Origin of the sequence: Xanthomonas sp. LMG 12459 (genome assembly GCF_009192905.1) — a bacterium.
Classification (GTDB): Bacteria; Pseudomonadota; Gammaproteobacteria; order Xanthomonadales; family Xanthomonadaceae; genus Xanthomonas_A; species Xanthomonas_A sontii.
This window is the reverse complement of record NZ_NSGT01000025.1, coordinates 1-15353: the sequence shown is the minus strand read 5'-3', so window position 1 is coordinate 15353 and position 15353 is coordinate 1. Positions and strand designations below refer to the sequence as shown.

Here is a 15353-nt window from a genome sequence, read left to right as displayed (position 1 = left end):
ACTCACATTTTTTCCGGGGCCGAGACGCCCAGGAGATTCAGACCGTTCGCCAGCACCTGCTGCGCCGCCACCGCCAGGGTCAGCTTGGCGTTGCGTTCGCCGGCGTCGTCCACAAGCACCGGGGTGCCGTGGTACCAGGTGTGGAAGGCCGTCGCCAGTTCGCGCAGGTATTGCGCGATCAGGTGCGGCTCCAGCGCATGCCCCGCATTCTCCACCACTTCCGGGTAGCGCGAGAGTTCCTGCATCAGTTCCAGCGAGGTCGCGTCGCTGAGCCGGTTCAGTTGCGCCTGGCCATCGGCCTGGTCGTAGTCCAGCTTCTTCTCCTGCGCCTGGCGCAGCAGGCTGCACACCCGGGCATGCGCGTACTGCACGTAGAACACCGGGTTGTCGTTGCTCTGTTGGCGCGCCAGGTCGATGTCGAAGGTGAGCTGGGAATCGGGCTTGCGCGCGATCAGGAACCAGCGCGTGGCGTCGCGGCCGGCTTCCTCGATCAGGTCGCGCAGGGTCAGGTAGCTGCCGGCGCGCTTGGACAGCTTCACTTCCTCGCCGCCGCGCATCACCGTGACCATCTGGTGCAGCACGTACTCCGGCCAACCCTTGGGGATGCCCAGGTCCATCGCCTGCAGGCCGGCACGCACGCGCGCCAGCGAGCCGTGGTGGTCGGCGCCCAGTTCGGTGATGGCGCGCACGTAGCCGCGCTGCCACTTGCTCAGGTGGTAGGCCACGTCCGGCACGAAGTAGGTGTAGCTGCCGTCGGACTTGCGCATCACGCGGTCCTTGTCGTCGCCGAAATCGGTGGATTTCAGCCACAGCGCGCCGCCCTCTTCGTAGGTATGCCCGGAGGTGATCAGCTTCTGCACCGCCTCCTCGACCTTGCCGTCGCGGTACAGCGAGCTTTCCAGGAAGTAGATGTCGAAATCCACGCCGAACGCGGCCAGGTCGTGGTTCTGCTCGTTGCGCAGATAGGCCACGGCGAAGCGGCGGATCGCATCGAGGTCCTGCGGATCCTTGGCGCCGGTGACCACATGGCCTTCCAGGTCGACCGCGGCGCCGGCCATGTAGGCGTCGGCCACGTCCTGGATGTAGTCGCCGCGGTAGCCTTCTTCCGGCCAGTCGGGGCTGTCGGGCGTCTTGCCCAAAGCGCGCGCCTGCACCGAGCGCGCCAGGTTCTCGATCTGGTTGCCGCCGTCGTTGTAGTAGAACTCGCGCTTGGCGTTCCAGCCGTTGGCCTCGAGCAGGCGCGCCAGGCAGTCGCCGATGGCCGCGGCGCGGCCGTGGCCGACGTGCAGCGGCCCGGTCGGGTTGGCCGAGACGTACTCCACGCCCACGGTGCGGCCGTTGCCGACCAGGCTGCGGCCGTAGTCCTCGCCCTGCTTGAGCACCGCCAGCACCTCGCGCTGGTAGGCGCCGGGACCGAGATGGAAATTGATGAAGCCGGGGCCGGCGATCTCGACCTTGCTGACGTCGTCGTTGGCCGGCAGCGCGTCCACCAGCTGCTGGGCGAGGGCGCGCGGATTGGTGCGCGCGGCCTTGGCCAGCAGCATCGCCGCGTTGGTGGCGAAGTCGCCGTGCTCGCGGGTCTTGGGCCGCTCGACCACGAAGTCCGGCGGCAGGGTGTCGGCCGGCAGGGTGCCATTGGCGCGCAAGGCTTCGATGCCTTGACCGATCAGGGCGCGGAGTTGGGATTTCACGAGATCTCTGCTTGAAGCGCGGAACCGGCGATTTTACCCGACCCGCCGCCTCCCGGCCCGTCCCGGGTTCAGCCCGACCTCAGCCGCGACGCCGCGACCAGCACGCGCCCGCGCCTGCGCCCTGGCCTGGGCCGGCTGACCGCCCGCGTGGCCTGGAGCCGGCCTTGCCGGGATCTGCGTCCCGCGACATGGCACGCCCAGCCGCCGCCTCGGTTCAGGCCCAGCCGCGCGAGGCCATCGAGACAGGTACGCCGTCGCCGACGATGAAGTGGTCGAGCAGGCGCACGTCGATCAGGTCCAGCGCCTGTTTCAGCCGCTCGGTGACGGCGCGGTCGGCGGGCGATGGTTCCGGGTTTCCGGACGGGTGGTTGTGGCCGATGATCACCGCAGCGGCGTTGAGCGTGAGCGCACGCCGCACCACCTCGCGCGGATGCACCTCTGCGCCGTCCAGCGTGCCCTGGAACAGCTCCTCGAACGCCAGCCAGCGGTGCCGGGTGTCCAGGAACAGCGCGGCGAACACCTCGTACGGCCGCGCCCGCAGGCGTTGCGCGAAGTAGCGGCCGGCGGTGATCGGATTGCTGAGGGTGTCGCCGCGCTGCAGTTCCGCGGCCAGGTGGCGCTGGCCCAGCTCCAGCGCCGCCGACAGCTGGCAGGCGCGCGCCGGGCCCAGCCCGGGCAGGCGAACCAGGTCGCCGGGCGACCGGTCCAGCAGCGTGCGCAACGGCCCGTGCCGCTGCAGCAGGTCGCGCGAGGTGCGCACCGCGTCGCTGCCGGGCAGGCCGGAGCCGAGAAAGATCGCCAGCAGTTCGGCGTCGGAAAGGGCCCGGGGACCGCGTGCCAGCAGCTTTTCCCGGGGACGTTCTTCGCAGGGCCAGTCGGAGATGTGCATATCGCCAGGGTGCCGGCCGACATGGCGCAACGGTATCAGGCCGCCAAAAACCATCGGGTAAGCTAATCGTCCTTGTATGGGTAGGACATTCCCGACGTGACCGCGATTTTCGAGAGGCCCCTGCCGGGGCGACGTGTGCTGTTGTGCGTCGGCGGGGGAATCGCCGCCTACAAGGCGCTGGAACTGGTGCGGCGCCTGCGCGACGCCGGCGCCGAGGTGCAGGTGGCGATGACCGCCGGCGCGCAGCAGTTCGTCACCCCGCTGAGCTTCCAGGCGCTGTCCGGCCATCTCACCCGCACCACGCTGTGGGACAGTGGCGCCGAGCAGGCGATGGGTCACCTGGAACTGGCCCGCTGGGCCGAGCAGGTGGTGGTGGCCCCGGCCACTGCCGACCTGCTGGCGCGCCTGGCGCACGGGCTGGCCGACGACCTGGTGGGCACGCTGTGCCTGGCCAGCACCGCACCGCTCACCGTGTGCCCGGCGATGAACCACCGCATGTGGCTGCACCCGGCCACCCAGGCCAACATCGCCACCCTGCGCGCGCGCGGCGCACAGGTGGTCGGCCCGAACGATGGCCCGCTGGCCGAAGGCGAGTCCGGCCCCGGTCGCCTGGCCGAACCGGAGCAGATCGTCGCCGCGCTCGTTGGGCGCACCGACCAGAGCGCCGCATCGGCCAAGCCGGCCGCGGCTGCCGTCCCGGCGCGTTCCGGCGCTGGCACCGGCACTGCCGCCCTGCGCGGCCTGCGCGTGGTGATCAGTGCCGGCCCCACCTACGAAGACCTGGATCCGGTGCGCTACCTGGGCAACCGCAGCAGCGGCAAGATGGGCTATGCGCTGGCCGCGGCCGCGGTCCGGCAAGGCGCCGAGGTGGTGCTGGTCAGCGGCCCGGTGCATTTGTCTACGCCCGACGGCGTGCAGCGCATCGATGTGCGCTCGGCCGCGCAGATGCGCGAGGCGGTGCTCGGCGCGCTGCCGGCGGACATCTACATTGGCACCGCCGCGGTCGCCGATTACACGCCAAAACAGGTGGCGGCGCAGAAGATCAAGAAGAGCGGCGAGACGCTCACCCTCGAACTGACCCGCACTCCGGACATCCTGGCCGAGGTCGCCGCGCAGACCCAGGCGCTGAAGCTGGTGGTCGGCTTCGCCGCCGAGACCCACGACATCGAGCGCTATGCCCGTGGCAAACTCGCCGACAAGCACCTGGACCTGATCGTGGCCAACCGGGTGGGGGTGGCCGGCAACGGCTTCGAGAGCGACCAGAACGCGGCCACCGCCTATTGGCAGGATGGCGAACGCGACTTCCCGGCGGTCTCCAAGACGCAGCTGGCCGAACAACTGCTGGACCTGATCGCGCAGAGGCTGCACGCATGAGCACTCCCACGCCCTATCCGCTGCAGGTGAAGCTTCTGGATCCGCGCTTCGGCGACAGCTGGCCGCTGCCCGACTACGCCACCGAAGCCAGCGCCGGGCTCGACCTGCGCGCGGCCACCGAGGCGCCGCTGACCCTGGCGCCGGGCGACACCGCGCTGATCCCCAGCGGCCTGTCCATCTACATCGCCGATCCGCAGCTGTGCGCGGTGGTGCTGCCGCGCTCGGGCCTGGGCCACCGCCACGGCATCGTGCTCGGCAACGGCACCGGCCTGATCGACGCCGATTACCAGGGGCCGCTGCTGATCAGCGTCTGGAATCGCGGCCGCGAGGACTTCACCATCGCCCCCGGCGACCGCATCGCGCAGCTGGTGGTGATGCCGGTCGTGCGTGTCGCCCTGCAGGTGGTGGATACTTTCGCCGACAGCGCCAGGGGAACGGGTGGATTCGGCCATACCGGAGTGCGCTGACAGGGGATCGTCTGCATGAGCGAGGCAACACAAGCGCGGCCGGTGCCGCAGGGTTTGCGCAAGGTGGCGCCTCTGCTGACGGTGCTGCTGGTGCTGTTGGTGGTATGGTTCGGCTGGAGTGGGGTCGAGCAATGGCGCGCCGAGCAGGCCGCCACCACCCTGGAGCAGGCGCGCGATGCCGCGGTGACGCAGACCCAGCAGGCGCTGGCGGGCGTGGGCAAACGCCTGTCCGAACGCCTGCAGCAGCCGGCCGTGCAGGCGGCCCTGCGCCGCGGCGACGCCGCGGCCGCCGCCCAGGCGCTGCGTGCGGACTGGGCGCAGGCCGAGGACGCGCAGGTGCTGCCGGCCGACCTGGAGCCGGGCTACACCGATGCGGCGCACTTCGGCTACGGCCGCCTGGCGCTGCTGGAGAAGGCCCTGATGACCGGCAAGCTCGCCAGCGCGGTGATCCGCGACGGCGGCGGCCCGCGGCTGGGCCTGGCCGCGCCGGTCTCGCTGGGCGGCAACGCCGGGGTGGTGTATCTGCGCCTGCCACTGGCGCTGCTGACCGACCCGGTCGCGCAGGCATCGGTGCCGGGCACCGGCTATCTGGCCCTGCGCCAGGGCGGCTACGACGTGATCGCCGCCGGCGACAATGCGCTGCACGATCGCGCCGACGCGATGTCGCGCCCGGTCGGCGACAGCGGCCTGCGCATGGTCGCCTCGCTGCCGGATACCGAAGCCGGTCCGCTGGGGCTGGGCGCACTGCCCTGCCTGCTGGTCGCCGGCCTGTGCCTGGTGCTGGGCGCGCTGTTGTTGCTGGCCGCGCGCGGGCGCCTGCCGCAGCCGCGGGTGCGCCGCGCCGGCCCGGCGGTGGCCGAAGAACACACCCTGCAGCAGAGCCTGCAACGCCAGGAGCCGCCCCCGCCGCCTTCGTCCACCGCCGAGGAGACCGCGCCGGCCAAGCCGGTGCCGGCGTTCACGGTGGCGCCGGAGATCTTCCGCGCCTACGACATCCGCGGCGTGGTCGGCCGCGACCTCAGCCCGCAGGTCGCCGCGCTGATCGGCCAGGCGATCGGCGCGGTGATGCAGGAGCAGGGGCTCAACGAGGTGGTGGTCGGCCGCGATGGCCGCCTGTCCGGGCCGGAGCTGTCGGCCGCACTGATCGAGGGCCTGCGCCGCGCCGGCTGCCACGTCACCGACATCGGCCTGGCGCCGACCCCGGTGGTCTACTTCGCCGCCTACCACCTGCGCGCCGGCAGCTGCGTGGCGGTGACCGGCAGCCACAACCCCGCCGACTACAACGGCTTCAAGATCGTGGTCGGCGGCGAGACCCTGTCCGGCGCCGCCATCGCCGACCTGTACGCGCGGATCAGCGCCGGCCGCCTGCCCACGGCCGAGGAGCCGGGCCGGCTGCAGCAGCGCGATGTCGGCGACGACTACATCCAGCGCATCGCCGACGACGTGCAGCTGGACCGCCCGCTCAAGGTGGTGGCCGATGCCGGCAACGGCGTCGGTGGCGAACTGGCACCGCGCCTGCTGGAAGCGATCGGTGCCGAGGTCGTGCCGCTGTATTGCGACGTCGACGGCACCTTCCCCAACCACCATCCCGATCCCAGCGAGCCGCACAACCTCGAGGATCTGGTGCAGACGGTGCGGCGCTTCGACGCCGACCTCGGCGTGGCCTTCGACGGCGACGCCGACCGCCTCGGCGTGGTCACCAAGGAAGGCACGGTGATCTACCCGGACCGCCTGCTGATGCTGTTCGCCGCCGACGTGCTGCAACGCAATCCCGGCGCGCTGGTGATCTACGACGTCAAGTGCACCGGCAAGCTGTCCGACTACGTGCTGCGCAACGGCGGCAGCCCGCTGGTCTGGAAGACCGGGCATTCGCTGATCAAGGCGAAGATGCGCGAGACCGATGCCGAACTGGCCGGCGAGATGAGCGGCCACTTCTTCTTCAAGGAGCGCTGGTACGGCTTCGACGACGGCCTGTACGCGGCGGCGCGGTTGCTGGAGATCCTGGCCCAGCGCGAGGAATCGCCGTCGGAAGTGCTGGCCGAACTGCCCGACAGCGTGGCCACGCCGGAGATCAAGCTGCCGGTGGACGGGCAGGACGCGCATGCGCTGGTCGCCGAGCTGGTCGCCCAGGCGCAGCAGGAGGGCTCGCCGTTCGCCGGCGCGCGGCTGCTGACCATCGACGGGCTGCGCGCCGACTTCCCGGATGGCTGGGGCCTGGTGCGCGCCTCCAACACCACGCCGGTGCTGGTGCTGCGCTTCGAAGCCGACAACGCGGCGGCGCTGGAGCGGATCAAGGCGCTGTTCCGCGCGCAGCTGCAGGCCATGCTGCCGGGCCTGGCGCCGACCTTCTGAGGCGGCGTCGCGCGCCCGGCCTGGTCCGGGCGCCGGCGTGTGCGACGGCTCAGCCGCCGGCGGTGGTCGCGGACTGTGCCGGGCCGTTGCCCCGGGCCGCGCGATAGCGCTGCAGCACGTCCTCGATTTCCTGATCCAGGCCGAGCCGCTGCTGTTCGAAGTTCTTCTGCATGCGCAGTTGCCACAGCAGGGCGCGGTGCCGCTGCTGCACGTCGTCGGCGGTCTTGGCCGGCACGCTCTGCCCGGCCAGCTCGCGCGCGCCGGCACCGGACAGCAGGCCGATCAGGCCCTGGCGCAGGCTCTCCACGTTGTAGCGCGCGGTCTGGATGTTGTTGTCGACGATGCCGATGCGCTCGGCGAACACCCGGCGCAGTTCGTCCTCGGTCTGGTACGACAGCAGCATCGCCTGGTCGGTGCGCTTGCGCGTCTCCAGCGCGGCCTGGTCGGCGCGCTGCTGCGCGGCGTCGGCGGCGGCCGCGGCGCGTTCCTCGGCGTTCAGCGCACGCCCCACCTCGGCGCTGCGCATGCCGCTGGTGGCGTTGAACTCGTCGCGCGCCTGGTTCACCGCTTCCGGCGGCAACGCATCGCTGCAGGTACGTTGGCCGCCCTGGTTCCAGCAGTACAGCTTCTTGGACGGCGCCGACGCCTGTTGCGCGGCGGCCGGCAAGGCGAGCAGCGCCAACAGCGCCGGCAGGACGCGAGTGCGTGGTCGGATCGGCATCGTGGCAGCCCCCTGCTGTCAGCCAGACGAAGCGCAGCCGTAGCGGGCCCGGTAGGCCAGCAGCGGTTCGCGGAAGCCGACAAGGTCTGCGTTTCCGTCGATGAATGCAAGCAGGTCGCCCAGATGCGCGACCGAGACCACAGGAACGCCGGCCTCGGCGGCCACCGCCTGCGCCGCCGAGCGGCGGTCGTCCTCGGCGGCGATCTCCTGGCGGTCCAGCGCGACCAGGATCGCGGCCGGTTCGCCGCCGGCGGCGCGGATGATGCCCAGCGCCTCGCGGATCGCGGTGCCGGCGGTGATCACGTCGTCCACGATCAGCACCCGGCGGCCGGCCAGCGGCGCGCCGATCAGGCTGCCGCCTTCGCCGTGCGCCTTGGCTTCCTTGCGGTTGAACGCCAGCGGCAAATCGCGCCCGCGCCGCGCGTACTCGCAGGCCACCGCCGTCGCCAGCGGAATGCCCTTGTAGGCCGGGCCGAACAACAGGTCGAAGTCGAGCCCGGCGGCGTCGGCCGCATCGGCGTAGCACGCCGCCAGCCGCGCCATGCTGGCGCCGGAGTCGAAGCGGCCGGCGTTGAAGAAATACGGACTGAGGCGCCCGGACTTCAGCGTGAACTCGCCGAAGCGCAGCGCCTCCGCGTCCAGGGCCAGTTGCAGGAAACGGTGCCGGTAGTCGGTCATTGGGGGGGCCGGGAATGGGGAAACGGGAATAGGGAATCGATAAAGCGTACCCCAGCAGGACCGCGAAGACGGAACAACCGCTATGCTTTTCACCATTCCCTATTCCCCTTTCCCCATTCCCGGCTCTTCCATGCGCATCATCAGCTTCAACGCCAACGGCCTGCGGTCGGCCGCCACCAAGGGCTTTTTCGAGTGGTTCGCCATCCAGCAGGCGGATGTGCTGTGCGTGCAGGAGACCAAGGCGCAGGAGCATCAGCTGGCCGGGCCGGCGTTCCTGCCGGATGGCTACCGGGTCTGGTTCCGCGACGCCAGTACCAAGAAGGGCTACAGCGGCGTGGCCATCTACAGCAAGCGCGAGCCGGACGAGGTGCGGACCGCGCTGGGCTGGCCCGAGTTCGACGAGGAGGGCCGCTACATCGAGGCGCGCTTCGGCAACCTGAGCGTGGTGTCCTTCTACATTCCCTCCGGATCCTCAGGCGAGCTGCGCCAGGGCTACAAGTTCCAGGTCATGGACTGGCTGCGGCCGATCCTGGTGGAGTGGCTGCACAGCGGCCGCGACTACGTGCTGTGCGGCGACTGGAACATCGTGCGCTCGGCGCTGGACATCAAGAACTGGAAGTCGAACCAGAAGAACTCCGGCTGCCTGCCGGCCGAGCGCGACTGGCTCAACGGCCTGTGCGCCGACCGCGCCGACGAGGCCGACCCGGCCAGCGGCCGCGGCTGGGTCGACGCCTACCGCGCGCTGCATCCGGACGGCCAGGACTACACCTGGTGGAGCAACCGCGGCGCGGCGCGCGCCAACGACGTCGGTTGGCGCATCGACTACCAGTTCGTCACCCCGACCCTGCGCGAGCGCCTGCAGGGCTGTTCGATCTATACCGCGCAGCGCTTCTCCGACCACGCGCCGTTCACGGTGGACTACCGCACGTGATCGGAGCACTGGGCGCTTGGTGGCGGTCGCTGGACGTATACGCCAACCCGCGGGTGCGGGCGATGCTGTTTCTGGGATTTTCCTCGGGGCTGCCGTTCGCATTGGTGCTGACCACGCTGTCGGCGCGTCTGCGCCAGGCCGGCATCGACCGGACCACCATCGGCTACTTCAGTCTGGTCGGGCTGGCGTACTCGTTGAAGTACTTCTGGTCGCCGATCGTGGACCGTCTGCCGATCCCGGTTCTCTCGCGACTTGGTCGGCGGCGTAGCTGGATGCTGGTTGCACAGATCGGCGTCGTTGCCGGCCTGGTCGCACTCGCGCTGGCCAATCCCGCGCTGGACGCGCGCGCGGTGGCATTGCTTGCCGTCTGCACTGCTTTCGCCGCGGCAACCCAGGACATTGTCGTGGACGCCTATCGAATCGAGGCGGCTCAGGCCGATACGCAAGGCGCGATGGTCGCCGCCTATCAGGCTGGCTACCAGTTGGCGCTGATCTGTACCGGCGCCGGTGCACTGACCTTGGCGGCAGAACTGGGCTGGAAGGCGTCCTACCTGATCATGGCGGTCTGCGGATTGGTCGGTCTTGTCACGACGCTCTGCATTGCCGAACCCATGACGGGCACCAGCGGTCCAATACGTCCGATCGAACCCATGGTGGAGGCGTTCCGCACGCGCGCGCAGCGTTGGCCGGCGTGGATCAGAGCGACGGTTGCTTGGTGCATCGGTGCCGTGATCTGCCCGTTCGTCGACTTCTTCGCGCGGATGGGCTGGAAGGTGGGCATCTTGTCCCTTTCCCTGGTGATCACCTACCGACTCAACTACACCACGATGGGCGTTGCGGCCAATACGTTCTATCTGGACATGGGGTTTACGCTGGAACAGATCGCATTGGTCTCCAAAGTCTATGGGATCCTCATGACGATCGTCGGCGCTTTTCTGGCAGGCATCCTGGTCCGTCGTTACGGCATAGCGCGGACGTTGCTGATCGGATTGGTCCTGCTCAGTGGCGCCAACCTGATCTACGCGCATATCGCCAGCATCCACCCTGGGATCGCCTGGCTGGCGACTGCGATCAGCGCCGACAACGTGGCCAACGGTATCGCCGGGACGGCCTTCATCGCTTACATGTCATCGCTGACCAGTCCGAACTACACGGCGACGCAATACGCTCTGTTCGGAACCCTGTGGAGCCTTCCCGCCAAGTCGATCGCCAGTCAATGGGGCAAGATCGTGGACGCCTGGGGCTATCCTCCGTTCTTTGTCTATACCGCTGCGATTGGCATCCTTGCGTTACCGATGATCATCTGGCTCATCTGGCGTGAGCCACGAATGAGGGAAGAGGAGGGCGTGCAGAAAACACCCTGACCGCTGGGTTTCTCGGCCATAGCAGCCGCGTGTGTACGAGGCGCGCATCCGCAACTCCCTCACAGCCATTGCCGTCCAGCGATTGAAAGGCCGTCCCCGGACGGGGATGATGGGCAACGGCGCACGCGTGCGCCGCCGCCCGGGAGTCCGCATGAGCGACCTTGTGTTGCGCGATATCGACCCGTTCCTGCTCGAACGCATCCGCCGCATCGCTGTCGCCCGCGGCTGGACCCAGCGCCAGGCAGTGCTGGCGCTGATCGAGCAGGGCCTGTTCTCCAGCGAGCACGACGTGCGCAGCGGGTTCGAGCACCGCGAGGTGGATGCGCTCTCGGAGGCGATCGCGGCCTTGCGCGCGCTGCCGGCCGGCAGCGGCTTCTGAATCCCGACGCCTCGCTTACGCGGGGTGGATCGCGCCGAGGATGCGCGGTCCGCGCGCGCCGCTGACCGACGGCAGGTTGCCCGGCAGCCCGGCCAGGGTCTGCCGGGCCAGCCATGCGAAGCCCATCGCTTCGATGTAGTCCGGGTCCAGGCCGTGCGCCTGGGTCGACTGCACCTGCACCCCCGGCAGCCGCGCCTGCAGCCGCGCCAGCAACAGCGGGTTGTGCACGCCGCCGCCGCACACCAGCAACTGCCGGGTCGCCGGCTGCTGCGCCAGCAGCGCGTCGGCGACGGTGGACGCGGTCAGTTCCAGCAGCGTCGCCTGCACCGCGGCCGGCGCAGGCGCCGGGGTGTCCAGGCAGGCCTCCAGCCAGCGCAGGTGGAACTGCTCGCGCCCGGTGCTCTTGGGCGGCGGCAGCGCGAACCACGGATCGGCCAGCAGGCGCTGCAACAGGTCGGCGTCGACCGCGCCGCTGGCGGCGAACGCGCCGCCCGCATCGTAGGGCTGGCCGCGATGGCGCTGGCACCAGGCATCGAGCAGCGCGTTGGCCGGGCCGGTGTCGAACCCGCGCACCGCGCCGTGCGCCGGCAGCAAGGTCAGGTTGCCGATGCCGCCGAGGTTGAGCACGGCCCGGTCCTCGTGCGCCGCCCCCAGCATCGCCGCATGGAAGGCCGGCATCAGCGGTGCGCCATGGCCGCCGGCGGCGACGTCGCGGCGGCGGAAGTCGCAGACCGTGGCGATGCCGGTCAGTTCGGCGATGCGGTTGCCGTCGCCGAGCTGCCAGGTGAAGGCGGGGTCGGCCAGCGGGCGATGGCGCACGGTCTGCCCGTGCGACCCGATCGCGCGCACTGCGGCCGGCGCCACCCCGGCGTCGTCGAGCAGGCGCAGCGCCGCCTCGGCGAAGGCGGTCGCGACCTCGGCATCGAGCTGGCCCAGTGCGTCCAGCGAGGTCATGTCGCCGCCTTCGCCCAGCGCGATCAGCGCCGCGCGCTGCTGCGGTGCCCAGGCATAGGTGCGGCCCAACTGCAGCTGCGGGTTGCCGTCGTGGCCGAAGCGCACCAGCGCGGCATCGATGCCGTCGGCGCTGGTGCCGGACATCAGGCCCAGGAACAGGGCGTCGTCGGGAACGGCGGAAGGCGAGGGCATGCAAGACACCAGGCGGCGGTCGGCGCCGCAGCGTGGGCCAGGCGCCGCCGCCCGTCAATGCGCGGCGCGGCGGAACCGGCTGCCGGTGCTCAGCCGGCGTCGTGCGACGTGGCGGCCTTGGACGAGGCGACGACCTTCTTCTTCTTCGCCCCCGGCTCGCCGGCATCGGCGTAGATCAGCTTTTCCACGCGCTGGATGCGCGCCAGCGCCGGCGAGGTCTGCGCACGGAACGCGGCCAGTTCGGCGCCGGCCAGCGGGGTCGGCGGCGGCATCGTCACCGAGGCCGGATTGCGCTGCACCCCGTCCACGCGGAATTCGTAGTGCAGGTGCGGACCGGTGGCCATGCCGGTCATGCCGACGTAGCCGATCACCGTGCCCTGGTTGATGCGCTGGCCGGCCTTGATGCCGCCGAAGCGCGACATGTGTCCGTATAGCGTGCTGTAGCCCTTGCCGTGATCCAGGATTACCACGTTGCCGTAGCCGCGCTGGGTGCCCACGAACTGCACCCGCGCATCGCCGGCGGCCATGATCGGCGTGCCGGTCGGCGCTGCGTAGTCGATGCCCTTGTGCATGCGCATGGTGCCCAGCACCGGGTGCTTGCGCGCGCCGAAGGTGGAGCTGATGCGGCTGTAGGACACCGGCATGCGGATGAAGCTCTTCTTCAGCGGCCGCCCGGTCACGTCGAAATATTCGGCCGGCTTGCCGCCGCGCTCGAAGCGGAAGCCGCTGTAGGTCTTGCCGCGGGTGGTGAAGGTCGCCGCCAGGATCTTGCTGGTGTCGATGCGTTCGCCTTCGCGCCAGGTCTCGTCCATGACCACGCTGAAGCGGTCGCCCGGCTGCAGGTCCTTGTCGAAGTCGATGTCGTACTTGAAGATCTCGTCGGTCATCGTCGCGATCGCCGACGGCGACAGCCCGGCCTTGCGCGCGGCCACGTACAGCGAGCTGGTGATCTCGCCGCTGGTGACCACGGTGCGTGTGCTGGTCTCGCGTTCGATCACCTTTTCCTTGATGTCGTCGTCCAGCAGCGACAGTTCCACCCGGTGGGTGGCATCGCGGTCGAAGCGCAGGGCGCGCAGGTCGCCCGTCGTCGCCAGGTCGAAGCCGATTTCCGCGCCCGGGCGCAGCTTGGTCAGCGCGTCGTGGGTGCCCGGATGGTCCAGCACCCGCTGCATCACCGTGGCGGGGAGGCCGAGCTTCTCGAACACCGAGCCCAGGGTCTGCCCGGATTCGATCCGCACCACCTGCCAGTTGTCGGTGATCGCCGCCTGCTGTTGCTGCGCCAGCGAGATCGGCGGCAACGGCAGCGCCAGCGTCGCCTGCGTGGTCTGCAGCGGCACGTCGATGGCGTTGGAAAAGCCCGGGACGATCGTGGCGACCATCGCACCGATGGTGGCGAACAGGCTGGCGTGGATCCAGTGGCGGCGCGTCCAGCGGCCGGCGGGAAGATGTTCCTTCAACTTGCGATGCAGCGCAGTGTCGTGGAGAACGTGAAGGCGTTGCTGGAACCGCTGCCGGCGCGCGCGTTCCTGATCACTGTTGGGCATCAAGGCTTCCTCACGAGCCCGAAGCGCGAGCTCAAAACTCGGCTACCATAAACATCGTTCCACAGCGCGTCAAACCATTGAGCCGGCTCGAATTTTCACCTGGCTGCACGGTTAACTCGCTCTTAACGCCATTCACGTTTGTTGAAGCCACTCGCCGGAGTTCCTGTTTTGTCCACGATCGAAGAGTCCCTTGTCCTGATCGGCCGCGGTGCCGACGAAATCCTCAAGCGTGAAGAACTGGAGGCCCGCCTGCGCAGCGGCCGCCCGCTGCGGATCAAGGCCGGCTTCGATCCCACCGCGCCGGACCTGCACATCGGCCACACCGTGCTGTTGAACAAGATGCGCCAGTTCCAGGACCTGGGGCACCAGGTGATCTTCCTGATCGGCGACTTCACCGGGATGATCGGCGACCCCACCGGCAAGAACGTCACCCGCAAGCCGCTGACCCGCGAGGACGTGCTGGCCAACGCCCGCACCTACGAGGAGCAGGTGTTCAAGGTGCTGGACCGGGAGCGCACCGAGGTCCGCTTCAACTCCGAATGGTTCGGGCAGATGAGCGCGGCCGACATGATCCGCCTGGCCGGCCAGCACACCGTGGCGCGCATGCTCGAGCGCGACGACTTCGCCAAGCGCTACGCGGCGCAGCAGTCCATCGCCATCCACGAGTTCCTGTACCCGCTGGTGCAGGGCTACGACTCGGTGGCGCTGAAGGCCGACGTCGAACTGGGCGGCACCGACCAGAAGTTCAACCTGCTGATGGGCCGCGGTCTGCAGGAGCACTACGGGCAGCCGGCGCAGATCGTGCTGACCATGCCGCTGCTGGAGGGCCTGGACGGGGTCAACAAGATGTCCAAGTCGCTGGGCAACTACATCGGCATCAGCGAACCGGCGATCGACATCGTCACCAAGACCATGAAGATCGGCGACGAGCTGATGTGGCGCTGGATCGAACTGCTGTCCTTCGATATCGGCGTGAACGAAGCGCAGGCGCTGCGCCAGCAGGTGCAGGCCGGCAGCCTGCATCCGCGCGAGGTGAAGCTGCGCCTGGCACGCGAATTGACCACCCGCTTCCACGATGCCGCCGCCGCCGAGCAGGCCATCGTCGGCTGGCACGCCGTGGTGACCGGGCAGGGCGACACCAGTGCCTTGCCGCTGCAGCAGGTCGCCGTGCCGGCGGAAGGCCTGCGGATCGCTGCGCTGCTGACCGCTGCGGGGCTGACCGCCAGCAACTCCGAGGCAAGCCGCAAGCTCAAGGAGCGGGCGGTGCGCGTGGCTGGCGAGGTGGTCGAGGATCCGCAGCAGAGCTTCGCGCCGGGCTTCGAAGGCGTGCTGCAGGTCGGCAAGCGGACGTTTGCCCGGGTGCAGCTCATCGCGGCATGAGATCGTCCGCCCGGTTGCCGCGCAGGCAATCGGGCGACGGTGGTGCGGCTCTGCCTGCGCTCTGTATATAGGGAGTGGCGCGCACGCGAAGCAGCGTCCACCGAATAGCGTGTGCGGTAAGGCAGGTGGGGCTGACAGGGCCCCCGCGACGGGAGAGTGAAAAAAGTTTTCACACCCTCTTCCCAAGAGCCCGTTTTGGGGCCATACTTTCCCTCCCTCGACGCAACGCCTTCACGGCAACGCGCCAAGGGCGTCAAAAACCTCTTCAAAAAGGTGTTGACGAAGTGAAAAAGCCGGCTAATATGGCCGGCTCGCTTCGAGGAAAAGCCTTCGGGTTTGGACGAAGAAGTGGCGTCAACCACCTGATCAAAAAGGTGTTGACGGCAAGAAAAAAGCCGCTATGATGGGCGGCTCGGTTCGACGAAAAGCCCTCGGGT

Annotated in this window: 13 protein-coding genes; 7 read left to right on the top strand and 6 right to left on the bottom strand. The window is 69.4% G+C overall.

Translation table 11 applies throughout. From position 1 onward, the window contains the following. Window positions 1–2 precede the first annotated feature (2 nt). Window positions 3–1691: an arginine--tRNA ligase gene (gene argS / locus CEK65_RS06695; protein WP_017907880.1), complete on the bottom strand. Its 1689-nt coding sequence runs from the start codon at window positions 1689–1691 to the stop codon at window positions 3–5. A 214-nt stretch (window positions 1692–1905) separates the two neighbouring features. After that, window positions 1906–2580: a DNA repair protein RadC gene (gene radC / locus CEK65_RS06690; protein ID WP_017907879.1), complete on the bottom strand. Its 675-nt coding sequence runs from the start codon at window positions 2578–2580 to the stop codon at window positions 1906–1908. 96 nt (window positions 2581–2676) lie between these two features. Here radC and coaBC point away from each other — a divergent pair, with 96 nt between their 5' ends. Genes coaBC through CEK65_RS06675 form a run of 3 tightly spaced genes read left to right on the top strand, consistent with a single transcriptional unit; the run spans window position 2677 to window position 6773 of the window. Next, window positions 2677–3954, top strand: a complete 1278-nt coding sequence (coaBC, locus tag CEK65_RS06685) for a bifunctional phosphopantothenoylcysteine decarboxylase/phosphopantothenate--cysteine ligase CoaBC (RefSeq protein WP_193313915.1) — start codon at window positions 2677–2679, stop codon at window positions 3952–3954. Continuing rightward, window positions 3951–4421, top strand: coding sequence for a dUTP diphosphatase (gene dut / locus CEK65_RS06680; RefSeq protein WP_017907877.1), 471 nt, complete (start codon window positions 3951–3953; stop codon window positions 4419–4421). Before coaBC ends, dut begins: the two co-directional genes overlap by 4 nt. 15 nt (window positions 4422–4436) lie before the next feature. Next, window positions 4437–6773, top strand: a complete 2337-nt coding sequence (locus CEK65_RS06675; protein WP_152181184.1) for a phosphomannomutase/phosphoglucomutase — start codon at window positions 4437–4439, stop codon at window positions 6771–6773. Window positions 6774–6822: 49 nt separating this feature from the next. Here CEK65_RS06675 and CEK65_RS06670 read toward each other — a convergent pair whose 3' ends face one another. Both CEK65_RS06670 and pyrE read right to left on the bottom strand, forming a co-directional pair. Continuing rightward, the gene (locus CEK65_RS06670; RefSeq protein WP_051067856.1) at window positions 6823–7494 is read right to left on the bottom strand and encodes a hypothetical protein; all 672 of its coding nucleotides are present in this window, start codon (window positions 7492–7494) and stop codon (window positions 6823–6825) included. A gap of 18 nt (window positions 7495–7512) precedes the next feature. Further along, complete coding sequence (gene pyrE / locus CEK65_RS06665; protein ID WP_019802407.1) at window positions 7513–8172, bottom strand: orotate phosphoribosyltransferase; 660 nt, start codon at window positions 8170–8172, stop codon at window positions 7513–7515. A gap of 130 nt (window positions 8173–8302) precedes the next feature. On the opposite strand from pyrE, the gene CEK65_RS06660 reads away from it, so the two are divergent. From CEK65_RS06660 to CEK65_RS06650, 3 genes are all read left to right on the top strand, one after another. Next, the gene (locus tag CEK65_RS06660; RefSeq protein ID WP_152181183.1) at window positions 8303–9103 is read left to right on the top strand and encodes an exodeoxyribonuclease III; all 801 of its coding nucleotides are present in this window, start codon (window positions 8303–8305) and stop codon (window positions 9101–9103) included. Beyond that, a complete protein-coding gene (locus CEK65_RS06655) occupies window positions 9100–10467 on the top strand; it encodes an MFS transporter (RefSeq protein WP_152181182.1) in 1368 nt (455 codons plus the stop codon). Before CEK65_RS06660 ends, CEK65_RS06655 begins: the two co-directional genes overlap by 4 nt. 151 nt (window positions 10468–10618) lie before the next feature. Beyond that, complete coding sequence (locus CEK65_RS06650; protein ID WP_026143529.1) at window positions 10619–10846, top strand: hypothetical protein; 228 nt, start codon at window positions 10619–10621, stop codon at window positions 10844–10846. Between the two features lie 15 nt (window positions 10847–10861). Here CEK65_RS06650 and CEK65_RS06645 read toward each other — a convergent pair whose 3' ends face one another. Both CEK65_RS06645 and CEK65_RS06640 read right to left on the bottom strand, forming a co-directional pair. After that, the gene (locus CEK65_RS06645; protein ID WP_152181181.1) at window positions 10862–11992 is read right to left on the bottom strand and encodes an anhydro-N-acetylmuramic acid kinase; all 1131 of its coding nucleotides are present in this window, start codon (window positions 11990–11992) and stop codon (window positions 10862–10864) included. A gap of 89 nt (window positions 11993–12081) precedes the next feature. Then, window positions 12082–13536: a peptidoglycan DD-metalloendopeptidase family protein gene (locus CEK65_RS06640; RefSeq protein ID WP_026144123.1), complete on the bottom strand. Its 1455-nt coding sequence runs from the start codon at window positions 13534–13536 to the stop codon at window positions 12082–12084. Window positions 13537–13704: 168 nt separating this feature from the next. On the opposite strand from CEK65_RS06640, the gene tyrS reads away from it, so the two are divergent. Beyond that, window positions 13705–14916, top strand: a complete 1212-nt coding sequence (gene tyrS / locus CEK65_RS06635; protein ID WP_152181180.1) for a tyrosine--tRNA ligase — start codon at window positions 13705–13707, stop codon at window positions 14914–14916. Window positions 14917–15353: the final 437 nt, after the last annotated feature.